Source organism: Klebsiella sp. GG_Kp173 (genome assembly GCF_040062415.1).
GTDB classification, from domain to species: domain Bacteria; phylum Pseudomonadota; class Gammaproteobacteria; order Enterobacterales; family Enterobacteriaceae; genus Klebsiella; species Klebsiella quasipneumoniae.
In genome coordinates this window covers 23,143-36,943 of the sequence record NZ_JBEAFZ010000026.1, presented here as the reverse complement: position 1 = coordinate 36,943, position 13,801 = coordinate 23,143, and the positions used below count along the sequence as shown (strand labels likewise).

The window sequence follows — 13,801 nt, the reverse complement described above, 5'->3', positions numbered from 1 at the left end:
CCTTACTCTATAATAATCTTAGAAACTTGCCAGGCCGATCGGGAATAATAGATCTGGTTCTGTAATTCAGCACTGCTGTCGTAAGGGTAGACGATAAATAACGGGCCTTTATCCCGAACGCGCATATATTCGCCGTTCATTTTTAACGCCATAATGACCGGGAATTTATAAAAATCGTCCATCGGGATAAGGGTGGTGTAGTCGTTGAGCGCCAGCACGCGGACGGATTGGCCTTTAGCGCCGACTAAATCCATGAGTTTATTAAGGGGAATGCCATCAAAACGGACCTTCCCGGTGTACCAGGGGGTGGTGGTTTCCACCGTCTTCATACCCAGTTTTTCCAGCATCGCGAGATCAAAAACCGCCTTGTCACCGACATTCGTATTTCCGATTTTCCCGGAAATGGTCAGTACAGGTTTTCCTGTCGGCGCAGGCAGTTTTTCAGCATAAGCAGAAGGCAACATGACAGAACAAAATAAAACTGCAAGAAGTAGACGCATTTAACTCACCATTCCAGAGAAGGAGACATGTTAAGTGTAAACCATTTACGTCAATTCTTAAAAGGTGCTCCTCTTTGTTATCCGTTGATTTAATTAAAAGTATAAGCTGGCTGGCAAATTGCCAGAATGTTTAGTAAAGGGTGTGATTTCGCCCGCCTTTCCGGCCGCTTATTTTTGCACCAGTTCTCCGCTTAGCAGGCAAACTACTTTCCTCCACGGCCGCCGCGCGGTAGTCTCAGAGCAGACGCAATGCTAAAAGCGTCTCATTCCAATAACAACGAATATGTGACTGACAGGACAGGGTATGGATTCAACAATAAGCGTGCAGCCCGACGAGGCGCCGGATTCGCTGCATCGGGCCCGGCGGGCGGCATGGGGCAGCTTTGCCGGCGCCGTGGTCGACTGGTACGATTTTCTTCTCTATGGCATTACCGCCGCGCTGGTGTTCAACCGCGAATTTTTCCCGCAAATCAGCCCGGCGATGGGCACCCTTGCCGCATTTGCCACCTTCGGCGTCGGGTTTCTTTTTCGCCCGCTGGGCGGGATTATCTTTGGCCACTTCGGCGACCGTCTCGGGCGCAAGCGGATGCTGATGATGACCGTCTGGATGATGGGTATCGCCACCGCCTGCATCGGCCTGCTCCCGTCGTTCAGCCAGATCGGCTGGTGGGCGCCGGTGCTGCTGGTATTCCTGCGGGCGGTTCAGGGCTTTGCCGTCGGCGGCGAATGGGGCGGCGCGGCGCTGCTCTCGGTGGAGAACGCCCCGAAGGGAAAAAAAGCCTTTTACAGCAGCGGCGTGCAGGTGGGCTACGGCGTCGGCCTGCTGCTCTCCACCGGGCTGGTATCGCTGATCAGCAGCCTGACCACCGACGAGCAGTTTCTCAGCTGGGGCTGGCGCTTACCCTTCCTGTTCAGCGTGGCGCTGGTCCTGATTGCGCTGTGGATCCGTAACGGTATGGCCGAATCGCAGGAGTTTGAGGCCCAACAGCGCCAGACCAACGCGCCGCAGGTGAAAAAGCGGCTGCCGGTGGTGGAAGCCCTGCTTCGCCATCCCGGGGCGTTTTTACTGATTATTGCCCTGCGGTTGTGCGAACTGCTGACCATGTATATCGTCACCGCCTTCGCCCTCAACTACTCAACGCAAAACCTCGGCCTGCCGCGCGAGCTGTTTCTCAACATCGGCCTGCTGGTGGGCGGCCTCAGCTGCCTGACTATCCCCTGCTTCGCCTGGCTGGCGGACCGCTTTGGCCGTCGGCGGATCTACATTACCGGGGCGCTAATCGGCACGCTGAGCGGTTTCCCGTTCTTTATGGCGCTGGAGAGTCAGTCCGTTTTCTGGATCCTGTTCTTCGCCCTGATGCTGGCCAATATAGCCCATGATATGGTGGTCTGCGTCCAGCAGCCGATGTTTACCGAGCTGTTCGGCGCCAGCTATCGCTATAGCGGCGCCGGCGTCGGCTACCAGGTAGCGAGCGTAGTCGGCGGCGGCTTTACGCCGTTTATCGCCGCGGCGCTGGTCACCTTCTCCGGGGGAGCCTGGCACAGCGTGGCCCTCTATCTGACCGCGGGATGCCTGCTGTCAGCACTCACCGCGCTGCTGATGAAAAAACATACCGTCGACTGACCAGCCTGCGGAGGGCGCGACCCGCGCCCTCCGGTAAGGAGAATGCATGTCTTTATTGCCTCTGGCCGACTGCTGGCCACGCCGCTTTACCCCCGCCTCGCTGGCGCTGCAGTTTTGCGAGGACCCCACCCTGGCAGAACAGCCGCTGTTTGCCAAAGCCTGCGCCGGCGAGGCCGTCGCCCAGCTCTGGCAGGCGCCGCAGGGATTCGTGGTGCCGGGGAGCTATCGTCAGTTTGCGGACCTGCCGGCGGTCAGCGCGCATTTTGCCGCGCGGGGCTGGCCGGTATGGCTCCGCCGCTCCGGAGGCGGTCTGGTGCCCCAGGGGCCGGGGATTATCAACCTCAGCCTCGCCTGGCCGGTGCAGCAGCCTCTCGGCGAAGCCGCCGAACCCATCTATCACTCGCTGTGCGCTGTGCTGCAGCGCACCCTCGCGCGCTTCGGCGTTGCCAGCCACCCCCGGGCGGTGAGCGGTTCCTTTTGCGATGGCCGTTATAACCTCGCCTGCGGGGAGGGAGAGGCGGCGCGTAAGATTGTCGGTACCGCCCAGTACTGGCGGCCGCTGACAGCGAGCGGCGGCCATGTGGTGCTGGCCCATGCGGTGATCCTTATTGACGCCGACCTTAGCGCGGCGCATCAGGCGGCGAACGCCTTCGAAGCGCAGCTTGGCAGCGGGCGGGTCTACCGCGCCGACAAAACCGTCACCCTGGCGCAGTTGCTTCCCGGCGAGCGCCATCTGCTCCCCCGATTCAGCGAGGCGCTGGCGCGGGAGCTGGACGCGGCTCGCTGAAGGTCGCTTTCAGGTAGCGGCTGAATGTCTCCACCGCGCGCGACACCCGCGGAGCATAGGGCCGGATGACGTACAGCCGATCGGCGAACACCTCCACCGGCTGCCACGCCGGCAGCAGCTCCTGCACCAGCCCGCGGCCGATGGCCTCCCGGGCGCTAAAATCCGGCAGCAGCGCCACCCCCAACCCCGCCAGCACCGCATCGCGCAGCGACTCGCTGTTGTTGGTGGCGAACGGCCCCTGCACGTTGATGGTCACCCGTTCATCGGGCGTCTGGCGGGAGGCAAACGTCCACTGCGGGCGCTGGGGCCCACGGGGATAGGTCAGGCACTGGTGATGACGCAGATCGTCAGGCGTCTCGGGGCGGCCATGGCGGCGGATATAGTCGGCGGACGCGACGATCAGCGTCGCGGTGTGACACAGCGGCCAGGCGACGTGGGTGTCCGGGAGCGCCTCGCGCCGACAGTGGCGGATGGCGAGGTCGAACCCTTCGCTGCCGAGAGAGACCAGCCGGTCGGTCACCTCCAGCTGCAGATGCAGCTGGGGATGCTGATGCAAAAAGGGCGCGATGGCCGGCACCAGCTGTTGACGGGAAAAGGCCACCGGCGCGGTCAGGCGCAGCGTCCCCCGCAGCGGCCCGCCCTCATCGCAGGCGCCAGTGAAAATATCCCGCAGCTGGCCAAACGGCTCATTGAGCTCCGCCACCAGCCGCAGCCCGTCGTCGCTGAGGCTGACGCTGCGGGTGGTGCGATGGACCAGCGTTTTACCGGTCACCCGCTCCAGCTCGCTGATTTTCTGGCTGATGGCCGACTTGCTGATCCCCAGCTTTTCCGCGGCCCGGGTATAGCTTTTCTGCTCTTCCAGCACCGTTAGCCAGTAGAGATGGGCCCAGTAACTCTCCGGACGACTCTCGCTCATGTTGATTGTTCACCAGTAAAAACAATGTATTCAACTATAGCGGTTTTTGCCCGCGACGGCATCGGCTAGCATCTTTATCAGACCGCGATTATTGCCTAACGATAAGGAACACCTGCATGCCATTACTGACATTTGACCTGATAGAAGGCCGTACGGAACAGGAGATCAGAACCCTGCTGGATGCCGCTCATCGCGCCGTGCTGCGCGCCTTCGAGGTACCGGAACACGACCGCTACCAGATTGTTCACGAAAACAAAGCCCACCATATGGTGATTGAAGATACCGGCCTCGGACTGACCCGCACGCGGGATCTGGTGGTGGTGCGGGTCTATACCAGCCCGCGCAGCGACGCGCAGAAGCAGCGCTTCTTCGCCATATTGCAGCAGGAGCTGGCGGAGCACTGCAGCCTGAGCGGCGATGATCTGATGGTGTCGATTATCAGCAACCAGAAAGGCGACTGGAGCTTTGGCCGCGGGGTCGCCCAGTATCTTACCGGCGATCTCTAACCCGCGGCCGGGAGAGCGCTGTCAGCGGCGGCCAGCCGCCGCGATGCGCTGGCGCGCCTGCTGTTCGATATTTTCCAGCAGTTCCTGGACATCGTCTTCGTCAATATCGAGGAACTGTCCTTCCAGCAGCGCGGCGTGAATATCTTCCCGGGTAACCGAAATGCCCAGCGGCACCGTCCGGGATTTGACCTCCTCCGCAGCCAGCGGATGGGGGTAGCGGCGGCCAACCAGATTGTTAAACACGATGGCCAGCAGCGCCAGCATCAGGGAGTTGAGCAGCACCGGCGTCAGCACAAAGTGATAGCCTTCGCTATGCACCCCGGCGCCGCCGAGGATCGCCGTCAGGGCCACCGCGCCGCCGGGAGGATGCAGGCAGCGCAGAAAATACATTCCGGCGATGGCCAGCGCCGCCGCCAGCCCGCAGGCCAGCGCCGGGTCGGGCACCAGCATACCCACCGTGACGCCGATCAGCGCCGACAGCACATTGCCGCCGACAATCGACCACGGCTGCGCCAGCGGACTGCTCGGCACGCCAAACAGGAGTACCGCCGAGGCGCCCATGGGGGCAATAAACCACAAGTTAACTTCGCCCAGCAGCCAGTGGCTGAACATGCTGGTCACCGCCAGGCCGGTGCCGGCGCCGATGGAGCCCAGCACAATATGCCGTCGAGCCACCGGCAGCGCATGCGGCTTCAACCGCCCAAGGAAAATCCGCAGCCGTGAAAACAGGCCCGCGGGAATGACACTCAACATCGCTTTATCGCTCAGATCATAGGAATAACTTATATTTTATTTTCTTTTTTTAACCTTACATTAACAACCCTGTATTTCACAGGGGATCGCGCGGGCGGCGATTTCCAGGCGGCACAGGGCTGTGAATTCTCGCCCGGACTGATAGAATCCCTTTTCTGTCAGGGGGATACCCCTTTGCGAACTGAAGGTCATAACCCAGTGAATAATAAAATCTCTTTAGCGAAAGAAGTGGCATGGGCCAGCCAGAATATGCCGCGTACCCTGCGCCAGGTCGCCGCCCTGCCCGACCTCAGCGGCGTCCGCCTGGCCTGCTGTATGCACCTCGACATGAAAATGATCCCGCTGGTGCAGGGGATCCTCGACAAGGGCGCTCAGGTCTTTTTAACTACCTGTAACCCCACCACCGTGCAGGACGACGTGGTGGCCTGGCTGGTGGAGCGTGGCGCCGAGGCCTGCGCCTGGCGCAATATGAGCGATGCCGACTGGCAACAGTCATGGGAAAAAGCGATCGCCTGGCAGCCGACTCACCTGTGCGAAATGGGAGCCGATATCACCACCCTCCTCCACCAGCGCGGCGAGTTCGGCAACATCGTGGCGGGTCTGGAAGCCACCGGCTCCGGCGTCAATCGGCTGGGGGATATTCAGCCCGGCTATCCGATCTTTAACTGGGACGATCTGCCGGTCAAAGAGGGGCTGCATAACCGCCATATGGTCGGACTCACCGCCTGGCATACCTTCTTCCAGACCACTCATCTCACCCTGCATGAGAAAAAAGTGCTGGTAATCGGCTATGGCCTGGTTGGCCAGGGCGTCGCGGCGGCGGCAAAAGCTTTTGGCGGCCAGGTGATGGTGGCGGAGATCGATCCTGCCCGTCGACTGCAGGCGGCCTATGACGGCTGGCACGTGGTCGATCTCCAGGAGGCTATCGCCTCGGCGGACGTGGTCGCCACGGCGACCGGCGGTAAAAACGTGGTTAATCGCCAGGCTCTGGACCGGGCGAAAGCGGGAGTGTTTATCCTTAACGTCGGCCACGTGGCGGAAGAGATCGATGGCGAATACCTGCGCCAGTATCCTCAGGAAGAGGTGATGCCGTATATCAACGCCTACCGCATGGCTGACAAAACCGTCTACCTGATGGCCAATGGCTCGATGCTCAACCTGACCGCCGGCTTCGGCGACAGCCTGAACGCCTTTGACGTCACCCTGGCGGTGATGGCCAGCGGTATCGGCCATATTGTCAGCGACGGTATGCGCGCCCCGGCGCAGGTTTACCTGCTACCGCAGGCGGTCTGGCAGCAGGCGCTGTAAACCCGGCGCATCGTCGAAACGATGCGCTTTATCATCAGGACGTTGGCGCGCTATCGGGCAGCACAATGTTGCTCTGCGCCAGGGTCCCCATCTGGTGGTACATCGCGCTGGCGGCATCCAGCAAGTGCATGGCCAGCGCAGCGCCGCTGCCCTCACCCAGGCGCATGTCCATATCGAGATACGGGCGCAGACCCAGCGCGTCGAGGGCGATCCGCGCCCCTTTCTCCGCCGACAGGTGCGAAGGGATAAGATACGGGTGCGCCGCCGGGGCCATGCGGCAGGCCGCCAGAGCCGAAGCGTAGGAGAGGAAGCCATCCAGCACCACCGGCAAGCCGCTGGAAGCCGCCCCGAGGATTACCCCGCTCATGCCCACCAGATCAAAACCGCCCACCTTCGCCAGCACGTCCAGCCCGTCCGCCGGGTTCGGCTGGTTATGAGCGATCGCCTGGCGCACCACCGCCACCTTATGGCCCCGCTGCGCCAACGGCAAATTGGCCCCGCAGCCCACCACCGCGTCGGGGTCGCTGCCGGTCAGGACGCTGATCGTCGCTGCCGCCGGGGTGGTATTGGCCATCCCCAGCTCTCCCACGCCAAAGACTTTCACTCCGTCGGCGGCGAGCTGGCGGGTGAAACGTATGCTGGCCAGCAGCACCGTCTCCACCTGCTGACGGCTCATCGCCACCGTCCGGGCGATATTCCCGCTACCGCGGGCCACCTTGAGGTTGATCAGGCCCGGCAGCGGCTCGGCGTCGATGCCGACATCCACCACCTCCACTCTCACCCCGGCCTGCGCCGCCAGCACGCAGACGCCGGTGTTGCCCCGTACCATATTGCCGGCATGAATGGCCGTCACCGCCTGCGGCGAAGGGGTCACGCCTTCATGCCAGACGCCGTGATCGGCGCACATGACCACGATGGCTTTATCGCTCAGCGCCAGCTGCCCCTGCAGCCCCGGCAGACCGGCCAGCTGCACCGCCAGGCTCTCCAGACGGCCAAGGCTGCCGGGCGGCTTTAACAGGCCGTCAATATGCTGCTGCGCGCGCGCCATGCCCGCCACATCGGGCTGCGGAATGGCAGCCAGTAACGCCGAAAGTGTTTCCATTCTGTTCCTCACCGTGGATGCCAGGCCTTACAGTAGCGCCAGTAAAAAGAATAATTCGCCCAGCTCGATCGCCGCTCCGAGGGTATCCCCGGTCTGCCCGCCGAGGGTGCGCTTCAGCGCCCACCCCAGGCCCCCGATCAGCACCAGGGCGATCAGCGCGGCGCGCAGCCCTTGCAGCCCCAGCAGGGCGGTGGCCAGCGCGATCGCTATCGCCAACGTCGTTAGCGTCTGCTGCAGGCTAATCTTGCCAATAAACAGATTGCCCAACCCTTTTTCCCGCGCATAGCGATGGCGATACATCAGCAGTACCGCCATCCCGCGACCGACGGCGCAGGCCGCCGCCAGCGCTGCGATGGGGTTGACATCGCGCAGCAGCAGTTCGCCGACCACCAGCACCTTGGCCACCAGCACAAAAATCAGCGCCAGCCCGCCGTGGGTACCCAGCCGGCTGTCGCGCATGATCTCCAGCATCCGATCGCGGGTGCGGGCGGAGAAGATGCCGTCGCAGGTATCGGCCAGCCCGTCAAGGTGAAATCCGCCGGTGAGCAGCGCCAGCGCTAGCGCGCCGAACAGCGCCGCCAGCGGGACGCCGCACCATGGCTGCAGGAGGTACACCACCGCGCCGGCGATGGCGCCGAGCAGTAAACCGACCAGCGGGAAGGTAACGATACTGCGCTGGTACTGTTCGATCTCCAGGCCCTGGGATAACCGCGCCGGGACCGGCAGACGGCTGATAAACGAGAGTGCAGCAAAGAATGACTTAATCACGTGGGGTTGACTCCTGTCGGCGAAAGCAGCGGAAGAGTTCTGTCGCGCCCGGTCAGCACCTGAGTTTGTCTTCTGGCGAATCGATCGTCGGAGAGGTGAGAGGTGTTGAGATATCGCCCTGACGCCGCTGCGTCAGATGCCCGGCCAGGATGAGAGAAACCTTTCCGATATCAATACGTTTTCGCGGGGCAGTATAGCAAAGAGTCGGTGAGGAGAGGCAGTTGCCGGGACAAAGTTTTCGCAGAAAAAGAGACAGGAGTTGGTAGTGCAGAACAGCCCGGCGACGCTGACCGCCGCCGGACAGCAGGGATTAGCCTTCGACTTTGGCTTCGCCCATCACTTTCAGTTTTTTGGAGATGTCGCGACGCTCTTTGGACAGCTCGGCATTCTTGATGATGTAGTCATCAACGCGGTCTTCGTAATCGCTCTTCATGCTGGCGATGATGCCCTGGATGGCTTCCACGCTCATGCCCGGCTTGATGTAGTCGCTGAGGTTGTCCAGCAGCAGAACGCGCTTCTGGTTATCACGGATCTTTTTCTCAACGTCCTGAATTTCACGCTGCAGTTTGTTCTTACGACGGTACAGACGAACAAACTCCAGTACGTCCTGGAAAGAAGGCTTAGTTGTTTCCATTTTTACACCCCTAATAATTGAGATTCGGATTCGTAAAGCGACTGCGTTATAGGGCTAACATAACTGCTAGCAGTCGCTGATGACAATGTTTTTTCCTTTGCGTTTATCATAACCCTAAACGCTGCTGAATCGAAACAACCCATGCTGTTACCCGGCGCATCTGGTGCTTATTTGCGCAATGCGCGGCAGATCAGATGCGACAGCAGCTCCAGCTGGCGTGCCAGTTCAATAGAGAGCCAAACATAGCCATGGATCGGGGTTTCCGCCAGGCTGTCGTCCCCCTGCTCTTTCATCAGCTGGCGCAGTTCGAGGACAATCTCATTCAGCTTTTCATTGTTGGCGCGCACAGGCTGAGGGTTTCCTTCGTACAGCGCGTGGGCGATGGCCAACAGCGTCTGCTGGGTCATCTGCTGCGTCTCCCGCAGGGTGTGCGCATTGAGCATCACGAAGTGACCCGGACGGGTTGCCCACCAGGCGTTGATCTGCAGCTCCAGCATGCAGACGAGGTTGCGGCTGACGGTCTGGATAGCCTCGAAGATCGCCTTCTGGATGTGCGTCTCTTTGCTGGCGGGGGTGATCAGCCCGCGCATTTTGACGACGTCGTTCAGCGCCTGCTGGAGATGCTTTTCCAGCCGCGGCCGATCCACCAGATTTGGCGAGAAGCCGGCCTGGTAGAGGCGGTTAAAGTTGGTGACATAGCTGGCCATCTGGATGCGCCAGTGGATGAACGCCCGCTGCGGCCAGATACCGGTAAACAGCATTGCCAGCAGCGAGCCGAAGATCACGTCGCCGCTTCGCCACAGCGCGGTATGCATATCGCCGGGCGGCGCCCCGACCACCACCGACAGGGTAATGCCGATCAGCAGCGCCTGATAGGGTTTCTTGCCCAGCGCCAGCCAGCCGCAGAGGAACATTGCCGCCGCGCACCAGAGGACCATCAGCGGCAGGGAGATAAGCTCAAGCTTCAGCGCCACCAGCCCCAGCGCCGAGCCGAGGATCGTGCCGCCGATGCGCTGAAACGCCCGCGGCACGACGTTGCCCCAGAAGGAGATCGGCCCCATCACCACCACCAGGGTGATGAGTGGCCAGGTCCCCTCGGGCACGTTCAGCAGGCGCACCAGCAAAAAGGTGAGCACAAAGGCCAGCGCAATCCGCACACCATGCACCACCCGATAATGGCGATACAAGCGGATCTCAAATGGCTTGAGTGATTTATCAGCGCGCACAACCCTCTCCGGCAAAACGAAAAGGCCAATTGTAACTGCTTTTTCGCCCGGAGCGTGCCGGGAATGTAAAAATCCTTGTCCGGAACAGGGATAAACCGCTACGACGCAACGCGCTCAACGGGGACATACATGTTGATATCCCAGTAGCCGTCGTGGTTGCCATCGTTGAGATAGATCTCAAAACAGGGCCTGGGGGCCACGCGATGCGTTGTGCTCTGCAGCAGACTGTCGAAAAACTGCATCCACGGGGTAGCAAAATCGTAATCCACCACCCGAGCGCGGGCGCAGGCGTAATCCCCGCCGGCAATCGCCGCCAGTATCACCCCTTCGCTGTTGGCGGGAATGACGTAATCCTCGTCAACGGCGACCACGGTGGCGCAGCGTAGTTTTTCCGCTGGCACGTCCTCCGGGTTATCGTAGTAGACGGCAAGCCACTCGCGGGCGGGCACCTTATGGTTCTCAACCCACATCATCAGTTGCTCAAACCCCTGCTTGACGGTTTGATCCCAGGGCCCGACCAGATGGAAACCGGCAATGGTTTTCTTGCCGAGGGTGGTGACACTGTAGTTCATCTTGCCTCCTTCGTGAATATATTACTGTATAAATGTACAGTTAATCTAGCAGGAGATCCCCCCTCAGTATGTGCGCGAATTCACAGAGTCGCCATTGCGGCTGATGAAAAAAACGGCGATTTTGTCGCCGCGTCTGCCGGGCGGCAGCCGAAAAAAAACCGCCTGCAAAGAGGCGGTTATCATGGTTACAGCTCGTGGTGCAGGTAATCGCTCATTCGCGAGAATACCCCGCCTTTATTAATGCTTTCGAGGGTGACCAGCGGATAGTGGCCCACGACCTTGTCGCCGTCATACAGAGAAATCTCGCCGACCCGCTGATTGGCGGCGATCGGCGCCTCCAGATCCTTTTTATCCAGCACGTATTTCGCCTTAATCCGCGATACTTCCGCCTTCGGCAGCGCTAACCAGAAATCTTGATCGGTGCCGAGCTTAATCTGCTCTTTATCGCCGTACCAGATGCGCTCAGTGCCGACCTTCTGCCCTTTCTGCAGCACCTGCACGGTGTCGAAGTTCTGCTGCCCCCAGTGCAGCAGTTTCGCGGCCTGCTGCTCGCGGCCTTTCGGGCTGTCGGCCCCCATTACCACGGCGATAAGCCGGCGCTGGCCATCCACCGCCGAGGCGATCAGGTTGAACCCGGCGCCCGATGTGTGGCCGGTTTTCAGGCCATCGACGTTCATGGTTTTATCCCACAGCAGACCGTTACGGTTTTGCTGAGTAATGCCGTTCCACGTCAGGCTTTTCTGGCTGTACATGTGGTAGACGTCAGGCTCGCCATGGATAATCGCCCGCGACAGCACCGCCAGGTCATAGGCCGAACTGTGCTGGCCCGGGGCATCGAGGCCGTGGACGGTTTCGAAATGGGTGTCCCGCAGATGCAGTTTTTCGACATACTGATTCATCAGGGCGACAAACTGCGGCTGACCGCCGGCGACATAGTCGGCCAGCGCGACGCAGGCGTCGTTACCGGAGTCGACAATCAACCCGCGGCTGAGGTCACGGACGCTGACGCGATCCCCTGGCTTTAAGAACATCAGGGATGACCCGTCGAACACCGGGTTGCCCTTCGCCCAGGCGTCTTTACCTACGGTGACGATATCGTCAAAGGTGATACGATGGCTGTCGATGGCGCGATCGACCACGTAGCCGGTCATCAGTTTGGTCAGGCTGGCAGGGTTACGCTGCTGATGTTCGTTACCCGCGGTCAGCACCTGACCGGTGGTGTAATCCATCAGCACCCATGAGCCAGCCTGAATAGAAGGCGGCGCGACCGTAGCAGGTAAGTCGACGGCAAATGCGCAGGAAACGCTCGAAGCGAGCAAAGATACAGCAATAAACAAACGGCCTTTCAACGGCATATCCTCTAGATTTACAGATCCGCCGTCCTTTTTACGGAACTTCGCGTTTCATATCAGGGTTTAATTGCAAGAAAATATGACACAGCAGAGGAAGTTGCTTGCCGTTACCCTTCTGATGACCGGGCAAATCGTTTACCATACCGGTCGCACGCCACCACGGATAATGAACAGACTATGCAAGATAGCGTCAACCAGCCCGGATTTTTATTCCACGATTATGAAACCTTCGGCACCAGCCCTTCCCTCGACCGGCCGGCGCAGTTCGCCGCCATCCGCACCGACGCGGAGTTAAACGTGCTCGGCGAGCCCGAGGTGTTTTACTGCAAGCCCGCTGACGATTATCTGCCGCAGCCGCAGGCGGTGATGATCACCGGGATCACCCCGCAGGAAGCGCTGGCCAAAGGGGATAACGAGGCCGCGTTTGCCCGCCGCATCCACGATCTGTTCACGGTGCCGCAGACCTGCATCGTCGGCTATAACAACGTGCGCTTTGACGACGAAGTGACGCGGAATATCTTCTATCGCAACTTCTATGACCCTTATGCCTGGAGCTGGCAGCACGATAACTCGCGCTGGGATCTGCTCGACGTGATGCGCGCCTGCTATGCCCTGCGTCCGGAAGGGATCGTCTGGCCGGAAAATGACGAGGGTCTGCCGAGCTTCCGGCTTGAACATCTGACCGTCGCCAACGGTATTGAACACCAGAACGCCCATGACGCGATGGCCGACGTTTACGCCACTATCGCCATGGCGAAGCTGGTGAAAACCCGGCAGCCGCGGCTGTTTGACTATCTCTACAGCCACCGCAATAAGCGCAAGCTAGCGACGCTCATCGACGTGCCGCAAATGAAGCCGCTGGTGCATGTCTCCGGCATGTTCGGCGCCGCGCGCGGCAACACCAGCCTGGTGGCGCCCCTGGCCTGGCATCCGGAAAACCGCAATGCGGTGATCATGGTCGATCTGGTGGGGGATATGGCGCCGCTGCTGGAACTGGATGCCGACGCCCTGCGCGAGCGGCTTTACACCCCACGCGCCGAGCTTGGCGATCTGCCGGCAGCACCGATTAAGCTGGTGCATTTGAACAAATGTCCGGTGCTGGCCCAGGCCAATACCCTGCGCCCGCAGGATGCCGACCGGCTGGGGATCTCCATTCAACGCTGTCTGGACAATGCCCAGCTGCTGCGGGCGAATCCGCAGGTGCGGGAGAAAGTGGTGGCGGTGTATGCCGAAGCCGAGCCGTTCGTGCCGTCCGAAAACGTCGACGCCCAGCTTTACAATGGGTTCTTTAGCGATGCCGACCGCGCGGCGATGAAAATCGTGCTGGAAACCGAACCGCGCAATCTGCCGGCGCTGGATATCACCTTCGCCGACAAGCGCATCGAACGCCTGCTGTTTAACTACCGGGCGCGCAACTTCCCCGGCACGCTCGATGAACATGAGCAGCAGCGCTGGTTAGAGCACCGTCGTCAGGTATTTACGCCTGAGTTTTTGCAGGCCTATGCCGATGAGCTGCAGATGCTGTATCAGCAGTATGCGGATGATAAAGAGAAGCTGGCGCAGCTAAAGGCGCTGTGGCAGTACGCACAGGATATTGTCTGATTGGCTGAAATTCCCGGGTTGCGGCTAACGCCTTACCCGGGCTACAAACGATGACCGGGGAGGACGCCTGACCGTAGGCCCGCGCAAGCGCAGCGCCGCCGGGCATTGCCTCCCCAGTTCGTGCTTATCTTTTTGCCCGGTGGCGGCTTCG

Annotated in this window: 14 protein-coding genes; 5 read left to right on the top strand and 9 right to left on the bottom strand. The window is 60.6% G+C overall.

Going from position 1 to position 13,801, the window contains the following annotated elements; genetic code table 11:
- Positions 1–2: 2 nt before the first annotated feature.
- On the bottom strand, positions 3–464 hold the full coding sequence (locus ABLU50_RS13890) for a molybdopterin-dependent oxidoreductase (protein WP_023318660.1): 462 nt from the start codon (positions 462–464) through the stop codon (positions 3–5).
- A gap of 340 nt (positions 465–804) precedes the next feature.
- Here ABLU50_RS13890 and shiA point away from each other — a divergent pair, with 340 nt between their 5' ends.
- Positions 805–2,124 carry a shikimate transporter gene (gene shiA / locus ABLU50_RS13885; RefSeq protein WP_048325038.1) on the top strand — a complete coding sequence of 440 codons (1,320 nt, stop codon included), beginning with the start codon at positions 805–807 and terminating at the stop codon, positions 2,122–2,124.
- A 46-nt stretch (positions 2,125–2,170) separates the two neighbouring features.
- On the top strand, positions 2,171–2,911 hold the full coding sequence (locus ABLU50_RS13880; RefSeq protein WP_017899690.1) for a hypothetical protein: 741 nt from the start codon (positions 2,171–2,173) through the stop codon (positions 2,909–2,911).
- On the opposite strand, the gene ABLU50_RS13875 is transcribed toward ABLU50_RS13880, so the two are convergent.
- Complete coding sequence (locus ABLU50_RS13875) at positions 2,871–3,827, bottom strand: LysR family transcriptional regulator (RefSeq protein ID WP_087812509.1); 957 nt, start codon at positions 3,825–3,827, stop codon at positions 2,871–2,873. The two genes, ABLU50_RS13880 and ABLU50_RS13875, sit on opposite strands and share 41 nt — an antisense overlap.
- Positions 3,828–3,943: 116 nt before the next feature.
- Between ABLU50_RS13875 and ABLU50_RS13870 the strand changes: the two genes are divergently transcribed.
- Positions 3,944–4,333, top strand: a complete 390-nt coding sequence (locus tag ABLU50_RS13870; protein ID WP_087832131.1) for a tautomerase family protein — start codon at positions 3,944–3,946, stop codon at positions 4,331–4,333.
- 21 nt (positions 4,334–4,354) lie between these two features.
- Here ABLU50_RS13870 and ABLU50_RS13865 read toward each other — a convergent pair whose 3' ends face one another.
- Complete coding sequence (locus tag ABLU50_RS13865; protein WP_017899693.1) at positions 4,355–5,086, bottom strand: HPP family protein; 732 nt, start codon at positions 5,084–5,086, stop codon at positions 4,355–4,357.
- A 198-nt stretch (positions 5,087–5,284) separates the two neighbouring features.
- Here ABLU50_RS13865 and ABLU50_RS13860 point away from each other — a divergent pair, with 198 nt between their 5' ends.
- Positions 5,285–6,394, top strand: coding sequence for an adenosylhomocysteinase (locus ABLU50_RS13860; protein WP_004203536.1), 1,110 nt, complete (start codon positions 5,285–5,287; stop codon positions 6,392–6,394).
- 34 nt (positions 6,395–6,428) lie between these two features.
- On the opposite strand, the gene cobT is transcribed toward ABLU50_RS13860, so the two are convergent.
- From cobT to dacD, 6 genes are all read right to left on the bottom strand, one after another.
- Positions 6,429–7,496, bottom strand: coding sequence for a nicotinate-nucleotide--dimethylbenzimidazole phosphoribosyltransferase (gene cobT, locus ABLU50_RS13855; RefSeq protein ID WP_087832130.1), 1,068 nt, complete (start codon positions 7,494–7,496; stop codon positions 6,429–6,431).
- A gap of 27 nt (positions 7,497–7,523) precedes the next feature.
- Complete coding sequence (gene cobS / locus ABLU50_RS13850) at positions 7,524–8,264, bottom strand: adenosylcobinamide-GDP ribazoletransferase (RefSeq protein ID WP_017899696.1); 741 nt, start codon at positions 8,262–8,264, stop codon at positions 7,524–7,526.
- 310 nt (positions 8,265–8,574) lie between these two features.
- Positions 8,575–8,898: a DUF496 family protein gene (locus ABLU50_RS13845; RefSeq protein ID WP_002911883.1), complete on the bottom strand. Its 324-nt coding sequence runs from the start codon at positions 8,896–8,898 to the stop codon at positions 8,575–8,577.
- Positions 8,899–9,065: 167 nt separating this feature from the next.
- Positions 9,066–10,124, bottom strand: a complete 1,059-nt coding sequence (locus tag ABLU50_RS13840) for an FUSC family protein (RefSeq protein ID WP_004203544.1) — start codon at positions 10,122–10,124, stop codon at positions 9,066–9,068.
- Between the two features lie 98 nt (positions 10,125–10,222).
- The gene (gene sbmC, locus ABLU50_RS13835; protein WP_087832129.1) at positions 10,223–10,696 is read right to left on the bottom strand and encodes a DNA gyrase inhibitor SbmC; all 474 of its coding nucleotides are present in this window, start codon (positions 10,694–10,696) and stop codon (positions 10,223–10,225) included.
- A gap of 185 nt (positions 10,697–10,881) precedes the next feature.
- Positions 10,882–12,045, bottom strand: coding sequence for a serine-type D-Ala-D-Ala carboxypeptidase DacD (gene dacD / locus ABLU50_RS13830; protein ID WP_004153104.1), 1,164 nt, complete (start codon positions 12,043–12,045; stop codon positions 10,882–10,884).
- 180 nt (positions 12,046–12,225) lie between these two features.
- Here dacD and sbcB point away from each other — a divergent pair, with 180 nt between their 5' ends.
- Positions 12,226–13,650 carry an exodeoxyribonuclease I gene (gene sbcB, locus ABLU50_RS13825; RefSeq protein WP_087832128.1) on the top strand — a complete coding sequence of 475 codons (1,425 nt, stop codon included), beginning with the start codon at positions 12,226–12,228 and terminating at the stop codon, positions 13,648–13,650.
- Positions 13,651–13,801: the final 151 nt, after the last annotated feature.